Source organism: Streptomyces marispadix, from assembly GCF_022524345.1.
Taxonomy (GTDB): Bacteria; Actinomycetota; Actinomycetes; order Streptomycetales; family Streptomycetaceae; genus Streptomyces; species Streptomyces marispadix.
This window is the reverse complement of sequence record NZ_JAKWJU010000002.1, coordinates 3,319,782-3,346,649: the sequence shown is the minus strand read 5'-3', so window position 1 is coordinate 3,346,649 and position 26,868 is coordinate 3,319,782. Positions and strand designations below refer to the sequence as shown.

The window sequence follows — 26,868 nt, the reverse complement described above, 5'->3', positions numbered from 1 at the left end:
CTCATGCGGTGTCCTCGGACGGATCCGGCGGGGCTGCGCCCCTGTGCCGGGGCCGGGTCCCCGCGTCTCCAAAGCGGCGCGGCGGAGGCCCGGAATCGGTTCCCGCCTCCCTGTCGCGCCCGGTCCGCTCGCTCTCTATGAGTTCGGTGAGCCAGCGGACTTCGCGCTCCACGGATTCCATTCCGTGGCGCTGTAGTTCGAGGGTGTAGTCGTCGAGCCGTTCGCGGGTACGGGCGAGGGAGGCCCGCATCTTCGCGAGCCTCTCCTCCAGGCGGCTGCGTCGTCCCTCGAGCACACGCATCCGCACCTCCCGCGAGGTCTGACCGAAAAAGGCGAAACGCACACCGAAGTGTTCGTCTTCCCACGCGTCCGGTCCGGTCTGTGAAAGAAGCTCCTCGAAGTGTTCGCGGCCGGAAGCCGTCAATCTGTAGACGATTTTTGCCCGGCGTCCGGTCAACGAGCCCGTGAGGGCGTCGCGTTCGAGGCGTTCGCTCTGCTGCGGCGGGCGGGCCGGCTCGTGCTCCTCGGTCAACCACCCGCGCTGTACGAGGGTCTTGAGGCATGGATAGAGCGACCCGTAGCTGAAGGCGCGGAAGACTCCCAGCGAGGTGTTGAGCCGTTTTCGCAGCTCATAACCGTGCATGGGTGATTCGCGAAGCAGGCCGAGTACGGCGAACTCAAGGACTCCCGAGCGCCGGCTCATGCTGCACCGCCTCCCTATGTCCCGTGCGCCGCTTGCCCGTTGGTGTCGTCGTCGTCTCGTGCTGATGTATCGGCTCGATACATCAGCACGATAGGCCGGGGCGTCAGGAGCGACAAGTGGGCGCCGGGTGAAGGGACTCACATCTCTGATTAGTTGCGAGCAACTTGCCTTGATTGCGAAGGATGCCCGTCCAAGGGCGTTTTGGATCTGCGTAGTCTGTGCGCGTGCAGACCACCACCGGGAACCAGAAGACGCCCGCGTGCGTCATCGTCCTGGGTGCAGTGCGGCCGGCCGACCGAGTGTCAGCGGGCCGTGCTCGGGGGGACCAGACGTCAACTGCCACCTTCAGGCGCGAGCGCCTGCCCGAGGAGTAGCTGTTCCATGAGCGAGCACCGTCGAAAGCCGCCACAGGGGCGCGGCCGGCGCGCAGCGCAGCCGCAGCCGCCGTCCGGCACCGGCCGCCGTGCCGCCCCGCCGCCCAGGGGGGCGCTTCAAGCTCGTACGGCGGTCGTGCCGACTCACGGAGGGCGGCACCGCCGCCGCGTGCAGGAGGAGGCGGCGGTCGCCGCCGGGCTGCGGGAGCGGGCGCCGCAGGCGCGGGTCTGGCCTCGGGCGCTCTCGGCGCCGGTGGCCGCGGGCGCGGCGCGGGTCCGTACGGCAGGGGGCGCGGGCGCTTCCAACCGCCGCCCAGAAAGCGGCTCGTGGACTATCCGCGCTGGAACAAGACGGGCATGCGCCGCTGGGTTCCCTCGTGGAAACTCGTCCTCGGCTCGTTCGCGGGTTTCCTCGGGCTGATCATCGGCCTCTCCGGCATCGCGCTGGCGATGGTGGGAGTCCCCAGCGAGAACGCCGCTTCCAAGCAGCAGAAGAACGTCTACTACTGGGCGAACGGCAAGCAGATGGTCGTCGCGGGCGGCGGCGACCAGAACAGGCAGATCGTCCCGCTCGCCCAGATCCCCAAGTCGATGCAGAACGCCGTCATCGCGGCGGAGAACGAGTCGTTCTACGAGGACCCGGGCGTCGACCCGATCGGCATCGTGCGCGCGGTCGGCCGTATGGCCATGGGCGGTGACACCCAGTCCGGCTCGACCATCACGCAGCAGTATGTGAAGAACACCTACCTCGACCAGTCGCAGACCATCACGCGTAAGGTCAAGGAGCTGTTCATCTCCATCAAGGTCGGTGCGACGCAGAAGAAGCAGAAGATCCTTCAGGGGTACCTCAACACCGGCTACTACGGGCGCGGCGCGTATGGCATCCAGGCCGCGGCGCAGGCGTACTACCGCAAGGACTCCAAGGACCTCAACCCGAGCGAGGCGGCGTTCCTCTCCGCGACGCTCAACGGCCCGAACCTCTACGACCCCGAGGGCGGCATCGGTTCCGCGGCCACGAAGGAGAAGAACTTCGCGCGGGCCAAGGCGCGTTGGAGCTGGACGCTGGACCGCGAGGTGGCGACCGGCCGGATGTCGAAGGCGCAGCGGGCGAAGTACACGAAGTTCCCGATGCCGGAGCGTCCGAAGAAGTCGACCGAACTCAAGGGCCAGAAGGGCTACATGGTCGACATCGTCAACAACTACATCACGGCCAACAGCAACATCTCCGACCGCAGGCTCAAGCAGGGCGGCCTGCGGATCTACACCACCTTCGACAAGAAGAAGATGGCGGAGATGACGGCCGCGGTGGAGCGGGTCCGCAAGGCGAACATCGACCCGAAGGCCCGCGCGGTCGACAAGTACGTGCAGTTCGGCGGTGCTTCGGTGAAGCCGAACGACGGCGCGATCGTCGCCATGTACGGCGGTGAGGACGCCACCACGCACTTCACCAACAACGCCGACTACACCGGTGTGCAGGTCGGTTCGACGTTCAAGCCGTTCGTTCTCGCCGCCGCGATGCGCGACGGCGTCCGCGACCCGCGGGGCCCGGCGGTGCAGGGCCGTGACGCACGTACCCCGGTCTCGCCCAAGAGCGTCTACGACGGCGACAACAAGATCAAACTGCGCAACTACGACCGCACCATCTGGCACGACAAGGAAGGCCGGGAGTGGCGCCAGCGCAACGACGGCAATGAGGACAAGGGCCGTATCTCGCTGCGCGAGGCGATGCAGTACTCCGTCAACACGCCGTACATCCAGCTCGGTATGGACGTCGGCGTCGACAAGGTGCGGCAGGCGGCGCTCGACTCCGGCCTCAACGAGGACAGCCTCGCCCGCAGCACTCCGACGCTGTCGCTGGGCACTTCGGCGCCGAGCGCGATCCGCATGGCCAACGCCTACGGGACGTTCGCCAGCAGCGGCATGAAGTCCGAGCCGTACTCGGTGAAGCGGGTCGAGGGCGGCGGCCGCAACCTCTACACCCACCAGAAGCAGGTCAAGAGCGCCTTCGAGGCCCGCGTCGCCGACAACGTCACCAACGTGCTGGAGACGGTCGTCCAGGACGGCACCGGCACCACGGCGCGGCAGCTCGGACGCCCGGCGGCGGGCAAGACCGGTACGACGGACGACAACAAGTCGGCCTGGTTCACCGGCTACACGCCGCAGCTCTCGACGTCGATCGGCATGTGGCGGGTCAACGACAAGGCCAAGACCCAGCGCTTCCAGAAGATGTACGGGGTCGGCGGCCAGGACTCGATCCACGGTGCGTCGTTCCCGGCGGAGATCTGGACGAAGTACATGACGGGCGCTTTGAAGGGCACCTACGCCAAGCCCTTCCCGACGCCCGACCCGATCGGTGAGCCGGTCTTCGGGGTGGGCGCCAGCCCGTCGCCGACGCCGAGCCCGAGCGACACCCCCTCGCAGAACCCGTCGCAGAACCCGTCGCAGTCGCCGTCGCAGTCGCCGTCGCCCTCGGGCACGTGTGACAACCCGTTCGTCTGCAACGACCAGGGCCAGACCGCCGGCCAGAACCAGGGCCAGACCGCCGGCCAGGACCAGGGCCAGGACGGCGGTAACGACCAGGGCCAGGACGGCGGAGGCGATACCGGCGGAAACACCGGAGGCGATACGGGAGGCGACAACGGCGGCCTGTTCGGCGGGCCGACCGGAAGCCGAGAAGAGGACTAGGGGCCGCCAGGCCCGCCTCGTCCCCGCAGCACCGGCCTTGAGCCGGACCGGGACCTCGCAGCCCCGTCACGGGTCACACCGTGACGGGGCTGCTGGCGTCTGCGGCCGTACGGCAGGATGTGCCCATGACGCGTGCCTACCTCTCGGAGCCCTCCGACCGGAACACCGCGCCCGTACGTCCGACGGAACAGGACGAGGTCGCCGCCGCCGGCAGCGAACTGATCGGAGGGCCGGTGGGCCGCCGTGCCGCACCTCAGCCGGGCGGCTGGTGGACGCCGGTGCGGGTGGTGGCGCTGCTGGGCCTGGGCATGTTCGTGCTCGGCATGATCCAGAAGGCGCCCTGCTTCAACGGCGCGTGGTTCTCGGGCCAGACGAGCCAGTACGTGCACGCGTGCTACTCGGACATCCCGCATCTCTTCGCCGGGCGCGGCTTCGCCGACGGCCTCGTCCCGTACTTCGACCGCATCCCCGAACGCGTCTCGGGCGGCATGACGTATCTCGAATACCCGGTGCTCACCGGGGTGTTCATGGAGGTCGCCTCGTGGATGACGCCGGGCGGCGACATCCAGTACCGCGAGCAGCTCTACTGGATGGTCAACGCCGGGATGCTCATGGTCTGTGCGGCCGTCCTCTTCGTCAGCGCCGCCCGCACTCACCGCAACCGCCCCTGGGACGCCCTCTTCGTCGCCCTGGCGCCCGCGCTCGCGCTGACGGCGACGATCAACTGGGACCTGCTGGCCGTGGCGCTCACCGCGTCCGCGCTGCTGATGTGGTCCCGCAGCCGCCCGCTCGCCGCGGGCGTGCTCATCGGCCTGGCGACGGCCGCGAAGCTCTACCCGGCGCTGCTGCTGGGCCCGCTGCTGCTGCTGTGCTGGCGCGCGGGCCGCCTGCCGTCCTTCGCGAAGGCACTGACGGGCGCGGCAGCCTCATGGCTGTGCGTGAACCTTCCCGTAATGCTGCTGGCCCCACAAGGCTGGTCGAAGTTCTACAGCTTCAGCCAGGAGAGGCCGGTCGACTTCGGTTCGATCTGGCTGATCATCTCCCAGCGCACCGGCGACCCCGTCTCGGACGCCAACGTCTACGCGATGGTGCTGATGGCGCTCGGCTGCGCCGGCATCGCCGCACTGGCGCTGCGCGCACCGCGCCGCCCCCGCCTGGCACAGCTCGCGCTGCTGGTCGTGGCGCTGTTCATCCTGACCAACAAGGTCTACTCGCCGCAGTACGTGCTGTGGCTCATCCCGCTCGCGGCCCTCGCCAGGCCGAGGTGGCGGGACATCCTCATCTGGCAGGCGTGCGAGGTGGTCTACTTCCTCGGCATCTGGCTCTACCTCGCCTACACGGGCAGCGGCGACAAGCACCATGGCCTGCCCCCCGAGGGTTACCAGCTAGTAATCATGGCGCACCTGCTCGGCACGCTCTACCTCTGCGCCGTGGTGGTACGCGACGCACTGACCCCGGAGCGGGACGTGGTGCGCCGGGACGGTACGGACGACCCGGGCGGCGGCGTCCTGGACCGGGCGCCGGACGTCTTCACCCTCGGCGGGCGCCGGGCGTCACATGCGAAGCCGGTGCCGTTCGAGGATGCGCAGGTGAGCTGGGGGACAGCCACGCACTGACCGGAACCGGCGCCCGTTTCACGTGAAACAGGCTCCCGCAGACCCGGCAGAACTCCGGTACCGGCATCAACGGCACAAGCGTCGCTTCGCCCCTTCCCCCCTTGCCACATCGAGGCGCGCACCCACTGGCACGTGTGTGAAGCTGGGCCCATGAGTGTCGTCGGCGATCTACGCACCCTGCTGCGTTTCCCCGGCTTCCGGCGACTGCTCGCGGTGCGTCTGCTCTCCCAACTCGCCGACGGCATCTATCAAGTGGCCCTCGCGGCCTACGTGGTCTTCTCCCCCGAGAAGGAGACATCACCGGCGGCCATCGCCTCTGCTATGGCCGTACTGCTGCTCCCGTACTCCCTGCTCGGCCCCTTCGCGGGCGTACTGCTGGACCGGTGGCGCAGACGCCAGGTCCTGCTCTACGGCAATCTGCTGCGCGCGGTCCTCGCCGCCGGGACAGGCGCTCTGGTGGTCGGCGCCGTCCCGGAGTGGCTGTTCTATCTCTCCGCGCTGTCGGTCACCGCCGTGAACCGCTTCATCCTCGCCGGGCTCTCCGCGGCGCTGCCACGCGTCGTAGACGACGCTCGCCTCGTCATGGCCAACTCCCTCTCCCCGACCGCCGGAACCCTCGCGGCCACCGCCGGCGGCGGCGTCGCCTTCGCCCTGCGGCTGGCCTCCCCCGACGGCGGCCGTACAAGCGATGCGTGGGTGGTCCTCACCGGCGCACTGGTCTATCTCCTCGCGGGACTCGCAGCGTTGCGCATGGGCCGGGACCTGCTCGGGCCGGACCCGGGCGCCGCCCGCGTACCGCTGCGGCTGCTGACGACGGTGGCCACCACCACCCGCGGCCTCGTCGACGGCCTTCGCCACCTACGGCAGCGCCACACCGCCGCCTACGCGCTCACGGCGATGACATTGATGAGGTTCTGCTACGGCGCCTTGACGGTGATGGTGCTGATGCTGTGCCGCTACGCATGGGGCAGCGACGGCCGGGTCGGCGACGCGGTCGAAGCCGTGGACGTGGGCGCGGGTTTGAAGCTGCTGGGACTCGCGGTGGCGGTCTCGGGGCTCGGCTACTTCGCGGCGGCACTCATCACGCCCTGGGGAGTCGCACGTTCGGGCCGCTTCGGCTGGCTGACGCTGTGCGCCGCGTCGGCGGCCGTACTGGAGCCCGCGCTCGGGCTGACCTTCGCACCGGTACCGATCCTGCTCACGGCCTTCGTTCTCGGACTCGTCACCCAGGCATCGAAGATCACCGCCGATACGGCCGTGCAGTCGACGGTCCACGACGCTTACCGGGGCCGGGTGTTCTCGCTCTACGACATGCTCTTCAACGTCGCCTTCGTCGGTGCGGCGGGAGTGGCGTCGCTGATACTGCCGCCGGACGGGCGCTCGGCCGTACTCGTCATCGGGGTCGCCGTGGTCTACGTGGCGGTGGCTGCGCTGATGTTTCACGTGAAACGCACACAGGCGGCCCGAAGTGCGGTTTCTGCCCCGACGCCGCCCTCGCCGCCGCACTGACCACGCGTACTGACGGCGCGTACCGACGGCGTCGGCTGGGCGGCAGGGCGGCGGCCCGTCCGGCGGTGGCCGGGGTGGCTAACTCTGCGCCGCCCACCAGTCCTTGAGCGCCGCCACCGCGTCATCGTGCTCCATCGGCCCGTGCTCCAGGCGCAGCTCCAGCAGATGCTTGTACGCCTTGCCCACGACCGGCCCCGGCTTCACACCGAGGATGGACATGATCTCGTTCCCGTCGAGATCGGGCCTGATGGCTTCCAGCTCCTCCTGCTCCTGCAACCGCGCGATCCGCTCCTCAAGGGAGTCGTACGCACGCGAAAGCGCGCTCGCCTTGCGCTTGTTGCGCGTCGTGCAGTCCGAGCGCGTGAGCTTGTGGAGCCGGGACAGCAGCGGGCCCGCGTCCCTTACGTAGCGGCGCACCGCGGAGTCCGTCCACTCTCCCGTGCCGTAGCCGTGGAAGCGCAGATGCAGCTCCACGAGCCGGGAGACGTCCTTGGTCAGATCGTTGGGGTACTTCAGCGCGGCCATGCGCTTCTTCGTCATCTTCGCGCCCACCACCTCGTGGTGATGGAAGGAGACCCGCCCGTCGGGCTCGAACCGTCTCGTCCTCGGCTTGCCGATGTCGTGCAGCAGCGCCGCGAGCCTCAGCGTCAGATCGGGCCCGCCCTCCTCCAGGTCGATGGCCTGCTCCAGGACGGTCAGCGAGTGCTCGTAGACGTCCTTGTGACGATGGTGCTCGTCGCGCTCCAGTCGCAGCGCGGGAATCTCCGGCAGCACCTGGTCGGCGAGCCCGGTCTCGACGAGCAGCCGGATGCCCTTCACCGGGCGGGGGGCCAGCAGCAGCTTGTTCAGCTCGTCCCTCACACGTTCCGCGGAGACGATGCCCAGCCGGTCAGCCATCGCCTTCATCGCACGCAGCACGTCGTCGGCGACGGTGAAGTCGAGCTGCGCCGCGAAGCGGGCCGCGCGCATCATCCGCAGCGGATCGTCGGAGAAAGACGCCTCCGGGGTCCCCGGCGTGCGCAGCAGACGTCGTGCCAGATCCTCCAGTCCGCCGTGCGGATCGATGAAGTGCTTCTCCGGCAGCGCCACCGCCATCGCGTTCACCGTGAAGTCCCGCCGCACCAGGTCCTCCTCGACGGAGTCGCCGTAGGAGACCTCGGGCTTGCGCGAGGTGCGGTCGTAGGCCTCGGAGCGGTAGGTGGTGACCTCGATCTGGAAGGTGCGCGCCCCGTCCGCCTCGCGGGCCTTCTTCTGGCAGCCCACCGTCCCGAAGGCGATGCCGACCTCCCATACGGCGTCCGCCCACGGCCGTACGATCCGCAGCACGTCGGCAGGACGAGCGTCGGTGGTGAAATCCAGGTCGTTGCCGAGTCGCCCCAGCAGCGCGTCCCGTACGGAACCGCCCACGAGCGCCAGCCGGAAACCGGCCTCCTGGAACCGCCGCGCCAGATCGTCGGCGACGGGGGACACCCTCAGCAGCTCGCTCACCGCGCGGCGCTGCGCCGCGCTGAGCTGCTCCTTGGCAGGAGGGGCGGGCGGTGTCGGCTGGATGTCATCATTGGCGTTCGGCACGACAGCACAGGGTACGTTGCCACCCCCGCGGACCGCCCTGCGCCTGGTCACTACACCGGCCACGACCCCGGCCGATCTTGTGACACAGACCGCGGCACGTGCCATCCCGCAGCATCGTTACCATCAGACCAGCGAGACGCATCCACGACGACAGAGGACGGACGAGCGCGTGGCCGAGGCGGCTGAGAACCAGGGCACCCCGACCGCTCCCGCCCGCCGGTGGCTGCGAGGTACCGCCGCGCTCGTGCTCACCACCGGGGCCGCTCATCGCAGGGCTGCTGCCCGCTCCCGCAGCCGCGGAGGAGAGCCACACAGCGCCGGCCGCCGCGGGAGCCCCGAGCGCGAGCGGAGCCCGTGCGGCGGCCCCCGCCCGTACCGGCAGCGGCTCCCGCACGGCCGACATCTCCATCAACACCCTCTCGCCCGCCACCCCTCAGAAGGACGACACCCTCAGCGTCACCGGCACCGTCACCAACAAGGGCCGCTCGCCCATCACGGACGGCAGCATCGGCCTGCGTATCGGCCCCGGCGCCAACAGCCGCAGCGCCCTGGAGCAGAACGCCGCCCGCAAGGACTACCTCCCCGGCGCCGACGGCAAGGAGGTCGGGGGCAAGAAGGCCACGGAGAAGGTCGGCAGCATGCGCCCCGGCATCCGCCGCTCCTTCAAGCTCAAACTCCCCGTCAGCGCGCTGAAGATGGACTCCTCCGGCGTCTACCAGCTCGGCATCACGCTCACCGGGCAGACGCGGGAGCGCCCCTACGACCAGATCCTCGGCATCGAACGCAGCTTCCTGCCCTGGCAGACCTCCGACGCCAAGCACAAGACGGGTCTGACGTACCTCTGGCCGCTGATCTCCTCGTCGCATCTGACGGCCCGTACACAGTCCGACGAGGAGCAGACCCCGGTCTTCCGCAACGACGAACTCGCCAAGGAACTCGCCCCCGGCGGCCGTCTCCAGCAGATGGTCAACCTCGGCAAGGATCTCCCGATCACATGGATGGTCGACCCGGACCTGCTGGCCACCGTGAACGCGATGACCGAGAAGTACCGGGTGCAGAAGAAGGGCGGCGGCACCGTCGCAGGCAAGGGCCAGACGTACGCGAAGCAGTGGCTGATGGACCTTCAGGGCGCCGTGAAGGGCGAAGAGGTCGCGACGCTGCCCTTCGCCGACACCGACGTCGCCTCGCTCGCGCACCGCGGCCGCAACGTGCCGGGCGCGCTCGGCGACCTGGGCTCCGCCACCAGGCGCGGGCGCCTCACCGTCGAGTCGATCCTGCACACCAAGCCCAGCACGGACTACGCATGGCCCGTCGAGGGCGCCGTAGACCCGAGCATCGTCGACGTCGCCACGTCCGCGGGCGCGCACAACGTCATCGCGCGCAGCGACTCACTTCGCGACACCGCGCTCTCCTACACGCCGACGTCAGCGCGCCCCATCGGTGGCGGGAACACGGCGCTAGTCGCCGACTCCCGGCTGTCCAAGGCGTTCGAGGGCGACCTGACGCGGCCCGGCGCGACGTCCCGGGCCGTACAGCGCTTCCTCAGCGAGACCCAGGCCGTCAACGCCCAAGTGCCGGGAAAGCAGCGCAACATCCTCGTAGCGCCGCAGCGGACGCCGAGCGCGGACCAGGCACAGGCGATGGCGCTGGCGCTCAGCTCCCTTCAGAAGGACGGGCGCTGGGCCGAGGGCACCGACCTGTCGGAGGCGGCCAAGGCGAAGCCGGACCCGCGGGCGAACCGGCGGGTGCCCGGCGGCAGCCAGTACCCGGCGTCGCTGCGCAAGCAGGAACTGCCGACCGCCGCGTACCGGCACGTGCAGGACACCAAGCGGCTCGTGGGCGACTTCAAGAAGATCCTCACCCGTGAGGACCGCGTCGTGACGCCCTTCGGCAGCGCCGTCGAGCGCGGCGAGTCCGCCTCCTGGCGCGGAGACGGCGAGGGCGCCGCGAACTACCGGGACGGGGTGCGCGGTTACCTGGTCGGGCTGACCAAGGAGGTCCACCTGATCCAGAAGTCGCCCATCACCCTCTCCGGACGCAGCGCCACGATCCCCGTGACCGTGCAGAACAACCTCGTACAGGGTGTGGACGATCTGGAGCTGCGCCTGAAGTCCAGGCGCCGCATCGGCCTGGACGTCGGCGAGGCACAGGCCGTGAAGATCGACGGCGAGCACAGCCAGTCGGTGAAGTTCTCCACGAGCGCCAAGGCCAACGGCCGGGCATACGTCGAGGCGCAGCTCTACACGAAGGACGGCAAGCCGTACGGGAAGCGCATGGTCTTCCAGGTCAACGTCACTTCGATCACGTCGACGGTGCTGCTGGTGATCGCGGGCGGAGTGCTCCTCGTGGTCCTCGCGGGCGTACGGATGTACACGACGCGGAAGCGGAACGGCGGGCCCGCGGCCGGGCCCGGCTCACCGGAGCCGGACCAGGGCGCCGACGGACCCGCGGACGGGGACCCGGCGGACGGAGACTCGGGAGACCCGGTCGGCTCGGGCTCCGGGTCGAGTTCCGGAACGGGCTCCGGGGCCGGTTCCGGGTCGGAGTCCGCTGCTGCCGGAGCCCCGGCAGGTTCCGGCAGTACGCAGGGCCCGAGCAGCGCGGACGTCGCAGACCGCACGCATGATGCGCAAGACGCCGAAGGCGCAGGGGAATCGGGAGGCCGCGACGCCTCCACCGGGCCCGTCGCCACCGTGAAGTCCGCAGAACCGGAAGCGGCCCGGCAGACGTCTTCGGCAGTCGGGGACGCCGCCCCGGACGGGCAGCGCGGGGAGAACGAAGGCCCTGCCGCGCCCGCCGAGACCGCTGAGTCCGCCGACACCGCGACGGTGCCCGGCGAGCCCGCCGACGGCGGCGCCGACACCGTAAAGGGAAGCGGAACCGTTCCCGACGCGGGTGAGAAAGTGGACCGTTGAGTCAGCTTGCGAGCAGGGGCAGGGGTAGGTAGCGATGAATCCGCCGCACGACGGTGACCGGGACAGCCAGGCCGCCGGTGACGGCAAGCAGCCGCCGGAGGACCCTTACGTACGGGACGCCCGCACACGCGACCCGTACCCGGACCGCGACCCGGCCGCCAAGGACCCGGTGAACGAGGCCCTCGACGACCGCGCCGCCGACCCGCCGCCGCCCGGCACCCGCTCCGATCCGCAGAGGCGCTACGAGGCGCCCGAGCCCGGCCCTGACGCGCCCGATCCGCGCCGCTGGGCGCCCACTCCCGCTCCAGAGCCCGACGGGCCCTCCCGGCGTCTGCCGTACGGCGACGACGCGACGACCGTCCAGTACACCGGCGTCGACGACCTCCTCAGCCCCTTCCGCGAGCACGACCCCGGCGGCGGGAACAAGCGGGACGCCGCCCCGGAGGCACCCCGCACGTCGGGTCAGGGGGAGAACGGCCCGCAGGCGAGCGCCGAAGGACGCGCCACAGAGCGGCCCGAAGCAGGGGAGCACGAAGCGGAGCGGCACGAACCGGGCGACGCCTTCGCGCACCTCTTCCGCGACCAGGGCCGCACCCCGGCCTCCGGTACGCCCGCAGCGCCGCCGCAGCCCCGCACCGAAGCCATGCCCGCGCAGACCGCGCAGAAGCCGGAGGCGTCCTCGTCCGGCCCGTACGGCGGGCGTCAGCCGCTCCCCGACGAGCAGTTCCCCGGCACCGGCGGCAAGACCGACGGAACCCGCTCCTCCGGCTCCCCCTCGGACCGCTACGGCTCCTCAGCCGACCCTGCCGGTTCCGGCGGAGACGCGGGCTTCGAAGCCGCACACGCGGCGCCCGCCGAGGCGACCCCGCCGCCTCCCGAACCCGACGCCGCCGCCCCCGAGAAGCCCCCGCAGTCCGGCGAGAGCGGAGGCGGACGTGCGGGCGGACTGCTGCGCTCCAGCGCCATCATGGCCGCCGGGACGATGGTCTCCCGCCTCACCGGCTTCATCCGCTCCGCGATGGTGGTCGCCGCGATCGGCGCCGCCGTACTGGGCGACACGTACCAACTGGCCATCACCCTGCCGACGATGCTCTACATCCTCACCGTCGGCGGCGGCCTCAACTCCGTCTTCGTCCCCCAGCTCGTCCGCGCCATGAAGGAGGACGGCGACGGCGGCGAGGCGTACGCGAACCGCCTGCTGACCCTCGTCACGGTCATCCTCGGCTCGCTCACCGTCCTCGCGGTCCTCGCCGCTCCCCTGCTGGTACGGGTCATGTCGGTGAAGCTGGCGGAGAACCCCCAGGCCAACGACGTCACCGTCACCTTCGTCCGCTACTGCCTGCCGTCCATCTTCTTCATGGGCATCCATGTGGTGATGGGTCAGATCCTCAACGCACGCGGCCGTTTCGGCGCCATGATGTGGACCCCGGTCCTCAACAACATCGTCATCATGGCCACCGTCGGCGCCTTCCTGTGGGTCTACGGCAGCGCCGACGACTCCGGCCTGACCGTCGGCAACATCCCTCCGGAAGGCGTGCGGCTGCTGGGCATCGGCACGCTCCTCGGGCTCGTCGTACAGGCGCTGGCGATGATCCCGTACCTGCGTGCCTCCGGCTTCCGCATCCGCCCGCGCTTCGACTGGCGCGGCCACGGCCTCGGCAAGGCCGCGAAGCTCGCCAAGTGGACCGTGCTCTTCGTCCTCGCGAACCAGGCCGGCGTCCTCGTCGTCACCCAACTCTCCACCTGGGCACAGGAGTCGGCCGCCTCCGAGGGCCACGCCGGAGCGGGCTGGACCGCCTACTCCCAGGCCCAGCTCATCTGGAACATGCCGCAGGCCATCATCACCGTCTCCGTGATGGCCGCCCTGCTGCCCCGCCTCTCCCGCGCCGCCAGCGACGGCGACACCGGCGCCGTCCGCGACGACATCTCCCAGGGCCTGCGCAACTCCGCGGTCGCCATCGTCCCCATCGCCTTCGGCTTCCTCGCCCTCGGCGTGCCCATGTGCACCCTGATCTACGGCCCCTCCGGCATCGACGCGGCACGTTCCATGGGCTACGCGCTGATGGCCTTCGGCGTGGGCCTGATCCCGTTCTCCGTGCAGTACGTGGTGCTGCGGGCCTTCTACGCCTACGAGGACACGCGCACGCCCTTCTTCAACACCGTCGTCGTCGCCATCGCCAACGCCGTCGCCTCGACCGCGTGCTTCCTGCTGCTGCCCGCCCGCTGGGCCGTCGTGGGCATGGCCGCCTCTTACGGGCTCGCGTACGTCGTCGGCGTCGGTATCGCATGGCGGCGCCTACGCATCCGGCTGGGCGGCGACCTGGACACCGCGCACGTGCTGCGTACGTACATCAGGCTCGCGGGTGCGGCGGTCCCGGCCACCGTCGTCGCTGGTGCCGCCGTCTACGGGGTCACCGTGGCGCTCGGCAGCGGAACGCTCGGTTCCCTGGCTTCGCTGGTCGCCGGAGGGATCGCATTGGGCGTCGTCTTCGTCCTAGCGGCGAAGAGGATGCGGATCGCAGAGATGACAGCCATGGTCGGTATGGTGCGCGCCCGTCTCGGGCGCTGACCGTACAACCATCCGCGGCCACTGAGTGTCGTGCATAGCGGCGGACTGTGGGCACAATTGTCGAGCTGTTGCACTGATGTGGCTGCAACGAATTGGGGAGGCAGGAACGACGGTGGCGGAACGGAGCACGGCTGCCGTCGGCGTGGCTGAGAACAGCGGTGACGAGAACGCACTCACCGCACGGGCGGACAAGGCCAGCGTCGACAGCGCGACGAACGGACAGAGCGGCAGCGACCGGCCCCCGGAGGACACCAGACCCGACGCCGCCCACTCCGCCGCCTCCGGCAGCCAGGACAGCGACACCGTCGGCAGCGGCAGCAACGACGGCGCCCCGGCGCAGAACGGAGCACCAACCGACGCCCAGGCACAGCAGCCGCAGCAGCCCGCACAGGGCGACCTTCAGGGCGGCGACGCCGCGGCAGCCCCGGAGGCGCCTGCCGAGGCTCCGGCCCCCGTGCCGCCGGAACTGCACAGCGGCCACAAGCTCGCCAGGCGGTACCGGCTCGAGGAGTGCGTCACCCGTCTGGACGGATTCAGTAGCTGGCGTGCGGTCGACGAGAAACTGCGCCGCGCCGTCGGCGTACACGTCCTGCCCGCAGGCCATCCCCGCGCCCGTACGGTGCTGTCCGCCGCACGCTCCTCCGCGCTGCTCGGCGACCCGCGCTTCGTCCAGGTCCTCGACGCCGTGGAGGACCACGATCTCGTCTACGTCGTCCACGAGTGGCTCCCCGACGCCACACCCCTCACCGACATCCTCGCCGCGGGGGCTCTCGAACCGCACGAGGCGTACGAGCTCGTCACCCAGCTCTCCCAGGCCATGGCCGCCGCTCACCGTGAGGGACTGGCTCATCTGCGGCTGACGCCCGGCACGGTGCTGCGCACCGGCTCCGGGCAGTACCGCATCCGCGGCCTGGCGGTGAGCGCCGCCCTGCGCGGCATCAGCAGCGACACCCCGCAGCGCGCCGACACCGAGGGCATCGGCGCACTGCTCTACGCCGCTCTGACCCAGCGCTGGCCGTACGAGGAGGACGCCTACGGGCTGTCCGGTGTCGGCTCCCTCGCGAAGCGCACACTCGTCGCCCCCGACCAGGTGCGCGCCGGCGTCCACCGAGGGCTCTCACAGCTCGCGATGCGCGCACTCGTCAACGACGGCGCCACCGCCTCCAGTCAGGAGCAGCCCTGCGCCACCCCCGAGGAGCTGGCGAAGGCGGCCTCCGCGCTGCCGAAGATCCGCCCGCCGGAGCCGAGCTTCGCCTCGCCACGTCCGTATCAGCGCAGCAACTACCAGCAGGGCGCCTACGGACAGGGTTCACAGGCACCCCGGCCCGCGCCCGGCAGGGGCGGCAGCCACGCGGCGCCCTCGGGGAACTCCGCGCCGCCCGCGCTCCCCGGCCGTACGGGCAAGATCCTCAAGTGGGGCGTCTCCGCGCTGCTGATCGCGGCACTCGGCCTGGGAAGCTGGCAGGTCGCCGACACACTCCTCAAGGGCGACAACTCCCCCGGCGAGGGCGTGGGCCAGACGAACGGCAACGACGAGACGGGCGGCACCGGCAAGCCCGTGAAGATCGTCGACGCCAAGGACTTCGACCCGCCGCCCGGCGGCAACGGCAGCGAGAACCCGGCCAAGGTCCCCGACGCCTACGACGGCGCCCCCGGCACGTACTGGCTGACGCAGAAGTACTACGGCCGCCCCGACTTCGGGCACCTCAAGCCCGGCGCCGGGCTCATCCTCGACCTCGGCAAGCCGCAGCAGGTGAGCTCCGTCAAGGTCGATTTCATGGGCGCCACCACGGCCCACTTCCTCGCGGCGCCCAAGGACACCGCCACGATGCCCACCACCCTCCGCGGCTTCAGCAAGGTCAGCGGCGGCACCGGCGAGCATCTGAACCTCAAGGCCAAGAAACCCATCAGAACTCAATACGTATTGGTATGGCTCACCAAGCTCCCGCTCTCGGACGACGGCAACTACCGTGGCCGGATCACAGAGATCCAGGTAAAGAGCTGATCCCTCGACACTGACGCACGGCACGGCCGGCGGGCGAGGAATGACGGGAGGCGTCCGACGGTGAGCGACGACAGCGGCGGCAAGCGGATGCGCCGCCGCGCCAGACATGGGCGAGGCGGCCCCGGTGCGGGCGAGAGATCCAAGGGATCCCCTGTGCCTGCGCAGGACTGGGGGCCTGACGCACCGAACGACCGGGAACTCCTCGCCCGGCACGTCGAAGGCGACCCCGAAGCCTTCGGCGAACTCGTACGACGGCACCGCGACCGGCTCTGGGCCGTGGCGATACGCACCCTCGGCGACCGCGAAGAGGCCGCCGACGCGGTGCAGGACGCCCTGATCTCCGCGTATCGCGCGGCCCACACCTTCCGGGGCCAGTCCGCCGTCACGACCTGGCTGCACCGCATCACCGTCAACGCGTGCCTCGACCGGGCACGCAAGGCCGCCTCCCGCCGCACCCAACTCACCGACGACACCGAGCGCCTGGACCTGCTCCTGGAGCCGCATGAATCCGCGGCCCTCCCCGCCGAACGCCAGGACCTCAACCGGCAACTCGTCGCCGCCCTCTCCCAGCTCCCCGCGGAACAGCGGGCGGCCCTCGTGCTCGTCGACATGCAGGGCTACCCGGTCGCGGAAGCAGCCGAAGTCCTCGGCATCGCCGTCGGGACGGTCAAGAGCCGCTGCGCCCGCGGCCGCGCGCGGCTGCTGCCCCTCGTATCCCATCTGCGCCCCAGCGGCGAGGAGAGGGGTAGGTCACAGACGGGCGGAAGGAACCGGACCAGAGAGCCATCCGTCCCACCGCAGGAAGGCGTCACGCAACGACCCGGAGCCGTGAAAGGAGGAGGAGAACACACATGACATCCACCCCTTTCACGTCCGGCGCGCGCAGCACCGACGGCCACCCGGACGTCGCGGAGATCTCCGCGCTCAATGAGGACCTGCTCCCCGCGGACCGTTCGTCGGCGCTTCACGCCCACCTCGCCGACTGCCGCCTCTGCGCGGATGTGCTGGTCTCGCTGGAGGGGATCCGGGAGACGCTGGGGGCAATGCCGAACGCGGCCCCGATGCCCGAAGACATCGCAGGGCGGATCGATGCCGCTCTAGCCACCGAGGGGCTCGGCGCATCCTCGGGGCGCGACCCGTCCACGGTTTCACGTGAAACAGGCGCCGCTTCTGCCGTCTCTTCCGTCCAGAGCGATCCGTACTCCAGATCCGTACGTGAGACAGCGTCGGAGGCGTCTCACAGACACACGGCTGGCGCGGTTTCACGTGAAACAAGCATCGCGCGTAGAGCCGCCGACCGCCCGGCAGGGCGCCCCGGGGGCGGAAGCAGCGGTCCGGGACGGCACCGTCCCGCCCGGCGAGCGCGACGTTGGCGCTCTGCGGTCCTCGCCGGGGCGGGCGCAGTCGTCGCTCTCGCACTCGGCGGCATCGTCATCCAGTCCATGGGCGACTCGGCACCGTCCACCGCGGGAGGCCCCAAGGGCGGACATACGGCCGCCGCGGGAAGCGCATTGGAGAAGCACGTCCACGGTCTACTCGCGGAGCATGAGTCCGGGGAGTCCACCGGCGGCGCCGGCGGCACCCCTTCGAGCGACTTCAAGACGAAGGAAAGCCCGGAGAACAGCCCGCTCGCGGGCGGAGCGAATTCCATGCCGTCCTGTGTACGCGCGGGCATCGACCGTACGGAGAAACCGTTGGCGATGGACGAGCACGCCCCGTACAAGGGACGCACCGCCTTCCTCGTCGTCATGCCGCACGAGAGCGACCCCAAGCGCGTAGACGCTTACGTCGTCGACTCGTCCTGTGTCGAGGGAGGGAACGGCGGCCCGGGCACCCTGCTCGCCAAGCACACGTACTCTCGCCGCTGACACGGAGCGCCCACTACGCCTGACGGGCCGCACCGATGGGAATGTCTGCCCCCTAGGATCCGTTGGGTGGGGTGAGAACCTCACAGACCGGAAAGCAGTCGGCAGACAAGGAAGACTCCCGTGAGCGACGTCCGTAACGTGATCATCATCGGCTCAGGGCCCGCCGGCTATACCGCCGCGCTCTACACGGCGCGTGCGTCGCTGAAGCCGCTGGTGTTCGAAGGGTCCGTGACAGCGGGCGGTGCGCTCATGAACACCACCGAGGTCGAGAATTATCCGGGCTACACCGATGGCATCATGGGTCCCGAGCTGATGGACCAGATGCGCGGCCAGGCGGAGCGCTTCGGCGCCGAGCTGATCCCGGACGACGTCACCGCGATCGACTTCTCCGGCGAGATCAAGACCGTCACCGATTCCGCGGGCACGGAGTACCGTGCCCGCGCGGTCATCGTCGCGACGGGTTCGGCGTACCGCGCGCTGGGGCTGCCCCGCGAGGAAGAACTCTCCGGACGCGGGGTCTCCTACTGCGCCACGTGTGACGGCTTCTTCTTCCGCAACCAGGACATCGCCGTCGTCGGCGGTGGCGACACCGCGATGGAAGAGGCGACGTTCCTCTCCCGCTTCGCCAACTCCGTCACCGTCGTACACCGCCGCGACGCGCTCCGCGCCTCCAAGGCCATGCAGGAACGCGCCTTCGCGGACCCGAAGATCAGCTTCGCCTGGGACAGCGAGGTCGCCACGATCCACGAGAAAGACGGCAAGCTCTCCGGCCTGACCCTTCGCAACACCAAGAACGGCGACACGTCCGAACTTCCAGTGACGGGCCTCTTCGTCGCGATCGGGCACGACCCCCGCGTCGACCTCTTCAAGGGCGTGCTCACTCTGGACGACGAGGGCTACCTGAAGGTCGACGCCCCCTCGACCCGTACCAATGTGCCGGGCGTCTTCGCCGCCGGCGACGTCGTCGACCACACCTACCGCCAGGCCGTCACCGCGGCAGGCACCGGCTGCTCCGCCGCCCTCGACGCCGAGCGCTACCTCGCCGCCCAGCTCGACGGGACCGAGCCCGCAGAGCCGGAGAAGACCGAAGAAGCCCAGGAGGCGGCCGAGACCGCGGTGGTGTGAGCCGACCGCCGCGGCCGTACGCAGACACAGACATCCACGCGCCACCCGCACCATCACAAGAAACGAGGAGAACAACCATGGCCGGTGCCACCGTGACCGCGACCGACGCCGACTTCGACGAGGTCGTGCTCAAGAGCGACAAGCCTGTGCTCGTCGACTTCTGGGCTGCCTGGTGCGGTCCGTGCCGTCAGATCGCTCCCTCCCTGGAGGCGATCGCGGACGAGCACAGCGACAAGCTGACCGTCGTCAAGCTCAACATCGACGAGAACCCGGCTGTCGCCGCCAAGTACGGGATCATGTCGATCCCGACGATGAACGTCTACAAGGGCGGTGAGGTCGTCAAGACCATCGTCGGCGCGAAGCCGCGGGCGGCGATCGAGAAGGACCTCTCCGAGTTCATCGGCTGAGGACGAGGAGTCGCTTCGTAGGAAGCCCTCGAAGGGACTCACGTGAAACGGCCCGGCGAACACCGCCGGGCCGTTTCACGTGAAACCAGCGTCTCGGCTCCCGCGTCGGCTCGCGGTTCGGCTTCTAAGTCCAACCGGCGCCTGCCCAAACTGACTTCACCCAACGGCCCTCTCAGCGCGCTCGCGGACGGCACGTTCACAGTGGCCGCAGCACCCGGTCCTTCTGGACCGCCCCCAGCAGTTGATCGAGAGCCCGCTCGACGTCCTCACGCCACGAGACCGTCGACCGCAACTCGAGCCGCATCCTGGGGAAGTTGTGATGCGGCCGTACGGTCTTGAAGCCCACCGACAGCAGATGTTCTGCGGGGACCAGACAGGCGGGCCCGGACCAGCGTGCGTCGCCGAACGCCTCGATCGCCTTGAAGCCTCGACGCAGCAGATCCTTCGCCACGGTCTGCACGATGACGCGGCCCAGCCCCTGCCCCTGGTACTCCGGCATCAGCCACGCCGTCATCAACTGGACGGCGTCAGGGGAGACGGGGCTCGTGGGGAACGCGACCGACCGAGGCACGTAAGCGGGAGGTGCGTACAAGACGAAGCCGACCGGCTTCTCGTCAACGTAGACGACTCGGCCGCAGGAGCCCCACTCCAGCAGCACCGCCGAGATCCATGATTCCTTCTCGACCTCCGGCCGCCCTGCTTGGACCGCTGCCTCGCCGCTGACGGGATCGAGCTCCCAGAACACGCAGGCGCGGCAACGCCCGGGAAGGTCGGTGAGGTTGTCCAGCGTGAGCGGAACGAGCTGTCGCCCCATGGATCCATCGTATCCATGGGGCGACAGTCATCACGGTTCTTGCGCGGCGATATCGGCGAAGCCGGTTCCCGCCGCTCGCGCGGTTCCCGCGCACTGCTTCAGTCGTCGTTCTCCTCCGCCTCCGCGTCGGCCGACTCATCCTTCTCAGCTTTCAGTTGCTGTCCCAGCACGCGGCCCTCACCGGGGGCCAACTGCCCAAGGATCCGGTCGAGATCGTCTACCGAAGCGAACTCGACGACGATCTTTCCCTTCTTCTGGCCCAGGTCGACCTTCACTCGGGTCTCGAAGCGGTCAGAAAGGCGCCCGGCCAGATCATCCAGGGCGGGGAGACCCGCTTCCCCGCACGCGGACCCTTCGACTTCGACGAGCTCTTCGGCGAGGAGCTCGTCATCGTCACGATCTCCTCCACAGCACGCACCGAGAGACCTTCGGCGACGATGCGATGGGCGAGGCGGTCCTGCTCCTCACCATCCTCCACGGAGAGCAGTGCACGCGCATGCCCAGCCGACAGGACACCGGCGGCAACACGACGCTGCACCGAAGGCGAGAGCCGCAGCAGCCGAAGCGTGTTGGAAACTTGCGGACGCGAGCGGCCGATCCGGTCGGCGAGCTGGTCGTGAGTGCAGTTGAAGTCCTTCAGCAACTGGTCGTAGGCGGCAGCCTCTTCCAGCGGATTGAGCTGTGCCCGGTGGAGGTTCTCCAGGAGTGCATCCAGCAACAGCTTCTCGTCGTCCGTTGCCCTGACGATCGCCGGAATGCGCTCCAGCTCCGCCTCGCGGCAGGCACGCCAGCGCCGCTCACCCATGATGAGTTCATAGCGCTCCGGGCCCAACTGCCGTACGACGATGGGCTGGAGCAGCCCGACCTCTTTGATGGAGGTGACGAGTTCCGCCAGAGCGTCCTCGTCGAAGACCTCGCGCGGCTGACGCGGGTTGGGCGTGATCGCCTCCAGCGGCACCTCTGCGAAGTGCGCCCCCACGGGCACAGCTTCATCAGTGCCGCCATCCGCCTCGGCTGCAGACGATGTTTCACGTGGAACCTCGTCCTGCGCCTCGCTGTCTCGTAGCGCAGTCACCTTGGCGGCCGCCACACCACGATCCGGTGGAATCACGGGGACCGCACTCGGAGAGGTCGCGCCGTTGGCGTCGACTGAAGGGCTCCCCTCCTCGGCCCCGGATGCCGGCGCCGCCGGGATCAGCGCCCCAAGTCCCCGGCCCAGCCCCCTACGTCGATCACTCACTGCGTCCCCTCCGGCATGGTGCTGTTCTGCTGTTGCTGCAACTGCTGAGCCGACTCTTCGTGGCGCTGTTGCACGTTCGGATCCCGCAACGCGATCTCACGGGCAGCCTCCAGATAGGACAGCGAACCGCTCGACCCAGGATCGTAGGTCAGAACCGTCTGTCCGTAGCTGGGAGCCTCCGAGATACGTACGGAACGAGGAATGTTCGTCCGCAGTACCTCGGCACTGAAGTGGCTGCGAACCTCGTCCGCCACCTGTGAAGCCAGACGGGTCCGGCCGTCGTACATGGTGAGGATGATCGTAGAGACGTGCAGCCGCGTATTGAGATGGCCCTTGACCAGATCGACGTTACGGAGCAACTGGCCCAGCCCCTCCAGCGCGTAGTACTCGCACTGGATCGGGATGAGCACCTCGGCACCGGCCACCAACGCGTTGACCGTCAACAGGCCCAGCGACGGCGGGCAGTCGATCAGTACGTAGTCCAGCGGCTGCTCGTACGCGCTCAAGGCGCGCTGGAGACGACTCTCGCGCGCCACCAGTGACACCAATTCGATCTCCGCACCGGCGAGATCGATGGTGGCGGGCGCACAGAAGAGACCCTCTACGTCAGGCACCGGCTTGACGACGTCGGCCAGCGGCATGCTCTCGACCAAGACGTCGTAGATCGACGGCACTTCCGAATGGTGGTCGACACCCAGGGCAGTTGACGCGTTCCCCTGGGGGTCCAAGTCGATCACCAGGACCCGGGCACCGTGCAAGGCCAGGGAGGCGGCCAAGTTCACGGTGGTGGTGGTCTTGCCGACCCCACCCTTCTGGTTGGCCACGACCATGATTCGTGTCTGCTCGGGCCTCGGGAGGCCTTCGCCGGCACGGTTCATCGCCTCTACCGCCTGCTGGGCGGCGCGACCGATCGGCGTATCGTCCATCGGAGGCGGAGTTTCACGTGAAACATCCACCGATTCCGAACGGGGGCCGGGGACCGGGTCGGCCATCGGTCCCGCGGTATTGGCGTCGGACCGCAACGGTTCACTCTCCTCGACATAAGGCTCGTGCTGAACAGAGCCTGCCATGCTTTCGGTGTCATGAACCAGCGAGCCCCGCTCAGTTGTGGATGAATCCACTGAGGAGCGGGGCTTGGACGAGGATTTCCGGTCGCGCTCAGCAGCCTGAGCGCGACCGCGGCTGATGATTCCTTGCAAGAGAGAGCGGCGTTTCACGTGAAACACGATGCACACTCGGGCACCGCACACCAGGACGACACACCGTAACGCATAGTCTTAAGAGCTTTTTTGGAGTAAACGGACATCCACGTCCGGCGGGATCAGCGTCGACGCCGTCCACTCCGTGATGCGCGTCCCCGTGCCTTCTGCGCCTTCGCTCGTCGTGCGGCGAAGCGCACACCGCCGGGGCTCTCCCCGACCTCCGCCCGTACGACCGTCGAGAGCGGATCAACCACCCCGGCGCCCACCTGCACCACGGATGTGTCCACGACTCCGAGCTTGTGCAGCGCGTCCCGCGCGCCCTTCAGCTCTTCCTCCGCGGTGTCGCCCTTGATCGCGAGCATCTCCCCGTACGGACGCAGCAGCGGGATGCCCCACCCGGCCAGCCGGTCCAGCGGGGCCACCGCCCGAGCGGTCACCACATGGACGGGCTGGAGCGTGCCCAGCATCTCCTCCGCACGACCACGCGCCACCGACACATGGTCGAGGCCCAGGAGTTCGACGACCTCCTCCAGGAAGGTCGTACGGCGCAGCAGAGGCTCCAGCAGCGTGATGTCGAGGTCCGGCCGCACCAGGGCGAGCGGGATTCCCGGGAGTCCAGCGCCGGAACCGACGTCACAAACGGTCACGCCTTCCGGCACGATCTCCGAGAGGACCGCGCAGTTCAGCAGATGCCGCTCCCAGAGCCGCGGCACCTCTCGCGGTCCGATCAGCCCACGCCGTACGCCCACATCGGCGAGAAGCTCGGCGTAGCGCTCCACATCGGGCAGGTACTTCCCGAAAAGCCGGCGGGCCGCCTCGGGCGCCGGCGCGAGTTCCGACAGCTCACTGGTCTTCGCCGGGCCTCCTTCGGGCGGCCCGGCCTGCCCCACGGACCCGTCGGTCACGGCAGCACGACCACGCAGCGCTGTGGCTCCTCGCCCTCGGATTCACTGCGCAGTCCGGCCGCCTTCACGGCGTCATGGACGACTTTGCGCTCGAACGGCGTCATCGGGCGCAGCTTCACCGGCTCACCGGAGCCCTTTGCGTCCTGCGCCGCCTTCGCGCCCAGCTCCGCGAGCTCCTCACGCTTCCTCGCCCGGAAACCGGCGATGTCCAGCATCAGCCTGCTGCGGTCGCCTGTCTCACGGTGCACCGCCAGCCGCGTCAGCTCCTGAAGCGCCTCCAGCACCTCGCCGTCACGGCCCACAAGCTTCTGGAGATCGCGGCTGGAACCGTCGTTGATGATCGACACCGCGGCGCGATCGGCTTCGACGTCCATGTCGATGTCGCCGTCGAGATCGGCGATGTCGAGAAGACCCTCCAGATAGTCGGCCGCGATCTCCCCCTCCTGCTCAAGCTGAGACAGCGAGTCCGTCTCTTCGGCAGCAGTCGTGCCAGTGGTGTCCGTCGTCTCCGTCACGCCGTGAGCTCCTTCTCGCTACTTCTTGGAGGGATGCTTGGGGCGCTGCGCTCCGCCCTTGCGCTGCTGCCCCGACTTCTTCTGACCGGCCTTCTGTCCGGACTTCTGCCCGGCCTTCTTCGGCTGCTGAGCCGTCGCGCCGCCGGAAGCCTTCCCGGAGGTGCCGTCGTTGCCGCCGTCCTTCTTCTCCAACGACGCCGAACCGCCCTGGGCGCCGGCCGAACTGCCCTGCTGACGCTGGGACTTGGTCTGCCTCTTGGGCTGCTGCCGCCGGGTACGCGCAGCCTCCGCGGCCTCGCGTGCCTCGACCTCCTTCGGGTCTTCCTTCAGCTTGCCCGCGGCCCGCAGCTTCTCCTGACGCTGCTTGTACGCCAACGAGCCCGGCGTCGGGTTGCGCTTGATCACGTACATCTGCTGCCCGAGCGTCCAGACGTTGGTGGTCAGCCAGTAGACGAGAACACCCACGGGGAAGTTGATGCCGAAGACAGCGAACATGATGGGGAAGACGTACATCAGCATCTTCTGCTGCTGCATGAACGGCGTCTTCACCGTCAGGTCGACGTTCTTCGTCATGAGCTGGCGCTGCGTGTAGAACTGCGACGCCGACATCATGATGATCATGATGACCGTGACGACGCGCACATCCGTGAGAGCGGCGCCAAGCTCCGCGACCTTGTCGGCGCTGTCGAGGAACTTCGCGGCGATGGGAGCGCCGAAGACCGACGCGTTACGGGCGCTGTCGACCTGCTCCGCGGTGAGGACGCCCACGGGCCGGTTGTTTGCGATGTGGTTCAGCACCTGGAAGAGCGCGATGAAGAACGGCGACTGCGCCAGGATCGGCAGGCAACTGGAGAGCGGGTTCGTCCCGGTCTCCTTGTACAGCTTCATCATCTCTTCGGACTGACGCTGCTTGTCGCTCTTGTAGCGCTCCTGGATCGCCTTCATCTTCGGCTGGAGCGCCTGCATGTTCCGGGTCGACTTGATCTGCTTCACGAAGAGCGGGATCAGGCAGATCCGGATCAGCACCACCAGGCAGAAGATGGACAGACCCCAGGCCCAGCCGCTGCTCTGGTCGAAGACCAGGCTGAACAGCGAGTGGAACTGGACAATGATCCAGGAGACAGCGGTATAGAGAGGACTCAGGATCGTGTCCAGGAAGTTCATCAGGCTCCTTGGGCGTTGGACTGGGTCCGGTACTGCTGCCAGCGGTAACGCAGCCGCTGGTGCCAAACCGGATGCTTCCGGGCGGGGACGTGGTCGACGCCTCCGGGGGACCACGGATTACAGCGCAGAATGCGCCAGGCCGTCAGTGCCGTCCCCTTCACAGCGCCATGACGCTCGATGGCCGCGTAGCCATAGTGCGAACACGACGGGTAGTACCGGCACACCGGCCCGAGCATCGGACTGATGGTCCACTGATACAACTTGATCAACCACAGCAGCGGGTACTTCATGACGGAGGCCTTCCAAGCAGCCGCCTGAAAGCGGCGTCCAGGTCGCGCACCAGCTCGTCATGGCTTGCCTCACCCGCGCCCGGCAACGCCCGTACGACAACCAGGCTACCTGGGGGCAACGCGGTCAATCGCTCGCGCACCAGATGCCTCAGCCGCCGGCGGACGCGGTTGCGTACGACCGCATTGCCGACGGCCTTGCTCACGACGAAACCCGCACGGGCGGGGGAAGCATCTCCCCCCGCCTCGTGCGGGTCCGATGAGCTGCTGTCGCTGCGGAGGTGGACGACGAGAAGCGGGCGGCCCGCCCTGCGTCCTCGGCGTACCGCGACCGCGAAGTCCTCGCGCCGCCTCAGCCGGTTCTCGGTAGGCAGCACGTCATGGACCGGAGGTCAGGCCGCTCAGGCCGACAGGCGGCTGCGACCCTTGCTGCGGCGGTTCGCGATGATCGCGCGGCCGGCACGGGTACGCATGCGCAGCCGGAAGCCGTGGGTCTTCGCGCGGCGGCGGTTGTTCGGCTGGAAGGTGCGCTTGCTCACTCGGGGGCTCCAGGAAAGCTTCGTGTCCCACGGCGACCGCGGGAGATGGGCTGTGGCGTCGACCGGCTGTCACCGTGCGCCCACGAGCAGCTCGCAACGCCCGAGTGTGCACCGCTTCAGATCCGTGAAGAGTCTCATGGATCTTGCCCATCGGAGGCAGGCGGCAGCAGCCGTCGACAACTCGACCTCGTTACGGTACGCGCGGCTACGCCATTCGGTCAAACCGCCGAGACCCCGCACAGGGCCCGCGCGAACCCGCCCGGCGGCGGACCGGGTGGTCATCGGGCAGCCACCGTGAACCGCGGCAGTGACGGCACGCCACCGGGGCCTGGCCGACGCTCATGCACAGCCTGTGGACAACGACTTGAATGCTGCGCGCCGCCCTGACTACCGTGACTGAACTTCCCATCCCTCCCGACCGTCCGCAGAACCACACAATCGTGGGAAGTAGCCGGCTGCACCGACCTACACACCCGGCACCACACCCCCAGCGATCGAGAGAAGCGTGACCCGTGGCCGACCTGCCTGCCGATCTTGCCGCAGTGTGGCCACGAGTTCTGGATCAACTCCTCTCGGACGGCCAGGGCGTCGAAGCCAAGGACCAGCGCTGGCTGCGTGAGGCCCAGCCGCTCGTGCTCGTCTCCGGCACCGCCCTGCTCGGCGTGCCCAACGAGTACGCGAAAGGCGTCCTCGAAGGGCGTCTCTCCCCGGTGATCAGCGATGCTCTCAGCCGGGAGTGCCAGCAGCCCATCCGGCTCGCGATCACCGTGACGGGTCCCGCGCCGGACGCCCCCGGGCCGAGCACGTCCAACGACGCGGCGAGCGCCGCCGCTTCCGCCTCCGGGTCCGAATCA

The 26,868-nt window shown here is 69.1% G+C and carries 20 protein-coding genes and 2 pseudogenes; 11 read left to right on the top strand and 11 right to left on the bottom strand.

Annotation, left to right across the window (positions count from 1 at the left end; translation table 11 throughout):
- Position 1: 1 nt before the first annotated feature.
- Complete coding sequence (locus MMA15_RS13950) at positions 2–703, bottom strand: PadR family transcriptional regulator (protein ID WP_241059912.1); 702 nt, start codon at positions 701–703, stop codon at positions 2–4.
- 701 nt (positions 704–1,404) lie between these two features.
- Between MMA15_RS13950 and MMA15_RS13945 the strand changes: the two genes are divergently transcribed.
- The 3 genes from MMA15_RS13945 (at position 1,405) to MMA15_RS13935 (ending at position 6,887) form a co-directional block, all read left to right on the top strand.
- Positions 1,405–3,762 (top strand): transglycosylase domain-containing protein, encoded by a 2,358-nt coding sequence (locus MMA15_RS13945; protein WP_241059910.1) that lies wholly within the window; start codon positions 1,405–1,407, stop codon positions 3,760–3,762.
- 125 nt (positions 3,763–3,887) lie between these two features.
- Positions 3,888–5,378: a glycosyltransferase family 87 protein gene (locus MMA15_RS13940; RefSeq protein ID WP_241059908.1), complete on the top strand. Its 1,491-nt coding sequence runs from the start codon at positions 3,888–3,890 to the stop codon at positions 5,376–5,378.
- A gap of 150 nt (positions 5,379–5,528) precedes the next feature.
- Positions 5,529–6,887 carry an MFS transporter gene (locus tag MMA15_RS13935; RefSeq protein ID WP_241059907.1) on the top strand — a complete coding sequence of 453 codons (1,359 nt, stop codon included), beginning with the start codon at positions 5,529–5,531 and terminating at the stop codon, positions 6,885–6,887.
- 78 nt (positions 6,888–6,965) lie between these two features.
- Here the strand turns inward: MMA15_RS13935 and MMA15_RS13930 are convergent, their stop codons facing one another.
- The gene (locus tag MMA15_RS13930; RefSeq protein ID WP_241059906.1) at positions 6,966–8,459 is read right to left on the bottom strand and encodes a CCA tRNA nucleotidyltransferase; all 1,494 of its coding nucleotides are present in this window, start codon (positions 8,457–8,459) and stop codon (positions 6,966–6,968) included.
- A 98-nt stretch (positions 8,460–8,557) separates the two neighbouring features.
- On the opposite strand from MMA15_RS13930, the gene MMA15_RS13925 reads away from it, so the two are divergent.
- The 7 genes from MMA15_RS13925 to trxA all read left to right on the top strand — a co-directional run bounded on the left by MMA15_RS13925 (position 8,558) and on the right by trxA (position 19,348).
- Positions 8,558–11,374, top strand: a complete 2,817-nt coding sequence (locus MMA15_RS13925) for a DUF6049 family protein (protein WP_241059904.1) — start codon at positions 8,558–8,560, stop codon at positions 11,372–11,374.
- Between the two features lie 34 nt (positions 11,375–11,408).
- Positions 11,409–13,943: a murein biosynthesis integral membrane protein MurJ gene (gene murJ / locus MMA15_RS13920; RefSeq protein WP_241059902.1), complete on the top strand. Its 2,535-nt coding sequence runs from the start codon at positions 11,409–11,411 to the stop codon at positions 13,941–13,943.
- 112 nt (positions 13,944–14,055) lie between these two features.
- Positions 14,056–15,948 (top strand): protein kinase family protein, encoded by a 1,893-nt coding sequence (locus MMA15_RS13915; protein ID WP_241059901.1) that lies wholly within the window; start codon positions 14,056–14,058, stop codon positions 15,946–15,948.
- A gap of 60 nt (positions 15,949–16,008) precedes the next feature.
- Positions 16,009–16,803 carry an RNA polymerase sigma factor SigM gene (gene sigM, locus MMA15_RS13910; RefSeq protein WP_241059900.1) on the top strand — a complete coding sequence of 265 codons (795 nt, stop codon included), beginning with the start codon at positions 16,009–16,011 and terminating at the stop codon, positions 16,801–16,803.
- Entirely contained in the window at positions 16,800–17,816 is a 1,017-nt protein-coding gene (locus tag MMA15_RS13905; protein ID WP_241059899.1) for an RsmA family anti-sigma factor, read from the top strand. The genes sigM and MMA15_RS13905 overlap by 4 nt, the downstream gene beginning before the upstream one ends.
- A 120-nt stretch (positions 17,817–17,936) precedes the next feature.
- Positions 17,937–18,941, top strand: a complete 1,005-nt coding sequence (gene trxB / locus MMA15_RS13900) for a thioredoxin-disulfide reductase (protein WP_241059897.1) — start codon at positions 17,937–17,939, stop codon at positions 18,939–18,941.
- A 77-nt stretch (positions 18,942–19,018) separates the two neighbouring features.
- On the top strand, positions 19,019–19,348 hold the full coding sequence (trxA, locus tag MMA15_RS13895) for a thioredoxin (RefSeq protein WP_241059895.1): 330 nt from the start codon (positions 19,019–19,021) through the stop codon (positions 19,346–19,348).
- 196 nt (positions 19,349–19,544) lie between these two features.
- Here the strand turns inward: trxA and MMA15_RS13890 are convergent, their stop codons facing one another.
- The 9 genes and pseudogenes from MMA15_RS13890 to rpmH form a co-directional block, all read right to left on the bottom strand.
- Positions 19,545–20,162, bottom strand: a complete 618-nt coding sequence (locus MMA15_RS13890) for a GNAT family N-acetyltransferase (RefSeq protein ID WP_241059893.1) — start codon at positions 20,160–20,162, stop codon at positions 19,545–19,547.
- A 98-nt stretch (positions 20,163–20,260) separates the two neighbouring features.
- Positions 20,261–21,402, bottom strand: a pseudogene (locus MMA15_RS13885) (ParB/RepB/Spo0J family partition protein).
- A complete protein-coding gene (locus tag MMA15_RS13880) occupies positions 21,399–22,472 on the bottom strand; it encodes a ParA family protein (protein ID WP_241063183.1) in 1,074 nt (357 codons plus the stop codon). Before MMA15_RS13880 ends, MMA15_RS13885 begins: the two are co-directional and overlap by 4 nt.
- Before the next feature lie 251 nt (positions 22,473–22,723).
- Positions 22,724–23,494, bottom strand: coding sequence for a 16S rRNA (guanine(527)-N(7))-methyltransferase RsmG (rsmG, locus tag MMA15_RS13875; protein ID WP_372498343.1), 771 nt, complete (start codon positions 23,492–23,494; stop codon positions 22,724–22,726).
- Between the two features lie 11 nt (positions 23,495–23,505).
- Entirely contained in the window at positions 23,506–24,024 is a 519-nt protein-coding gene (locus tag MMA15_RS13870; protein ID WP_241059891.1) for a Jag family protein, read from the bottom strand.
- Between the two features lie 18 nt (positions 24,025–24,042).
- On the bottom strand, positions 24,043–25,179 hold the full coding sequence (gene yidC, locus MMA15_RS13865; RefSeq protein WP_241063181.1) for a membrane protein insertase YidC: 1,137 nt from the start codon (positions 25,177–25,179) through the stop codon (positions 24,043–24,045).
- An 8-nt stretch (positions 25,180–25,187) separates the two neighbouring features.
- Complete coding sequence (yidD, locus tag MMA15_RS13860) at positions 25,188–25,478, bottom strand: membrane protein insertion efficiency factor YidD (RefSeq protein WP_241059889.1); 291 nt, start codon at positions 25,476–25,478, stop codon at positions 25,188–25,190.
- Positions 25,475–25,852 (bottom strand): ribonuclease P protein component, encoded by a 378-nt coding sequence (gene rnpA / locus MMA15_RS13855; RefSeq protein ID WP_241059887.1) that lies wholly within the window; start codon positions 25,850–25,852, stop codon positions 25,475–25,477. Before rnpA ends, yidD begins: the two co-directional genes overlap by 4 nt.
- A 24-nt stretch (positions 25,853–25,876) precedes the next feature.
- Positions 25,877–26,014 (bottom strand): 50S ribosomal protein L34, encoded by a 138-nt coding sequence (gene rpmH, locus MMA15_RS13850; RefSeq protein ID WP_079166853.1) that lies wholly within the window; start codon positions 26,012–26,014, stop codon positions 25,877–25,879.
- 512 nt (positions 26,015–26,526) lie between these two features.
- Here rpmH and MMA15_RS28690 point away from each other — a divergent pair.
- Positions 26,527–26,791, top strand: a pseudogene (locus MMA15_RS28690) (chromosomal replication initiator protein DnaA); the annotation flags it as partial.
- Positions 26,792–26,868 lie beyond the last annotated feature (77 nt).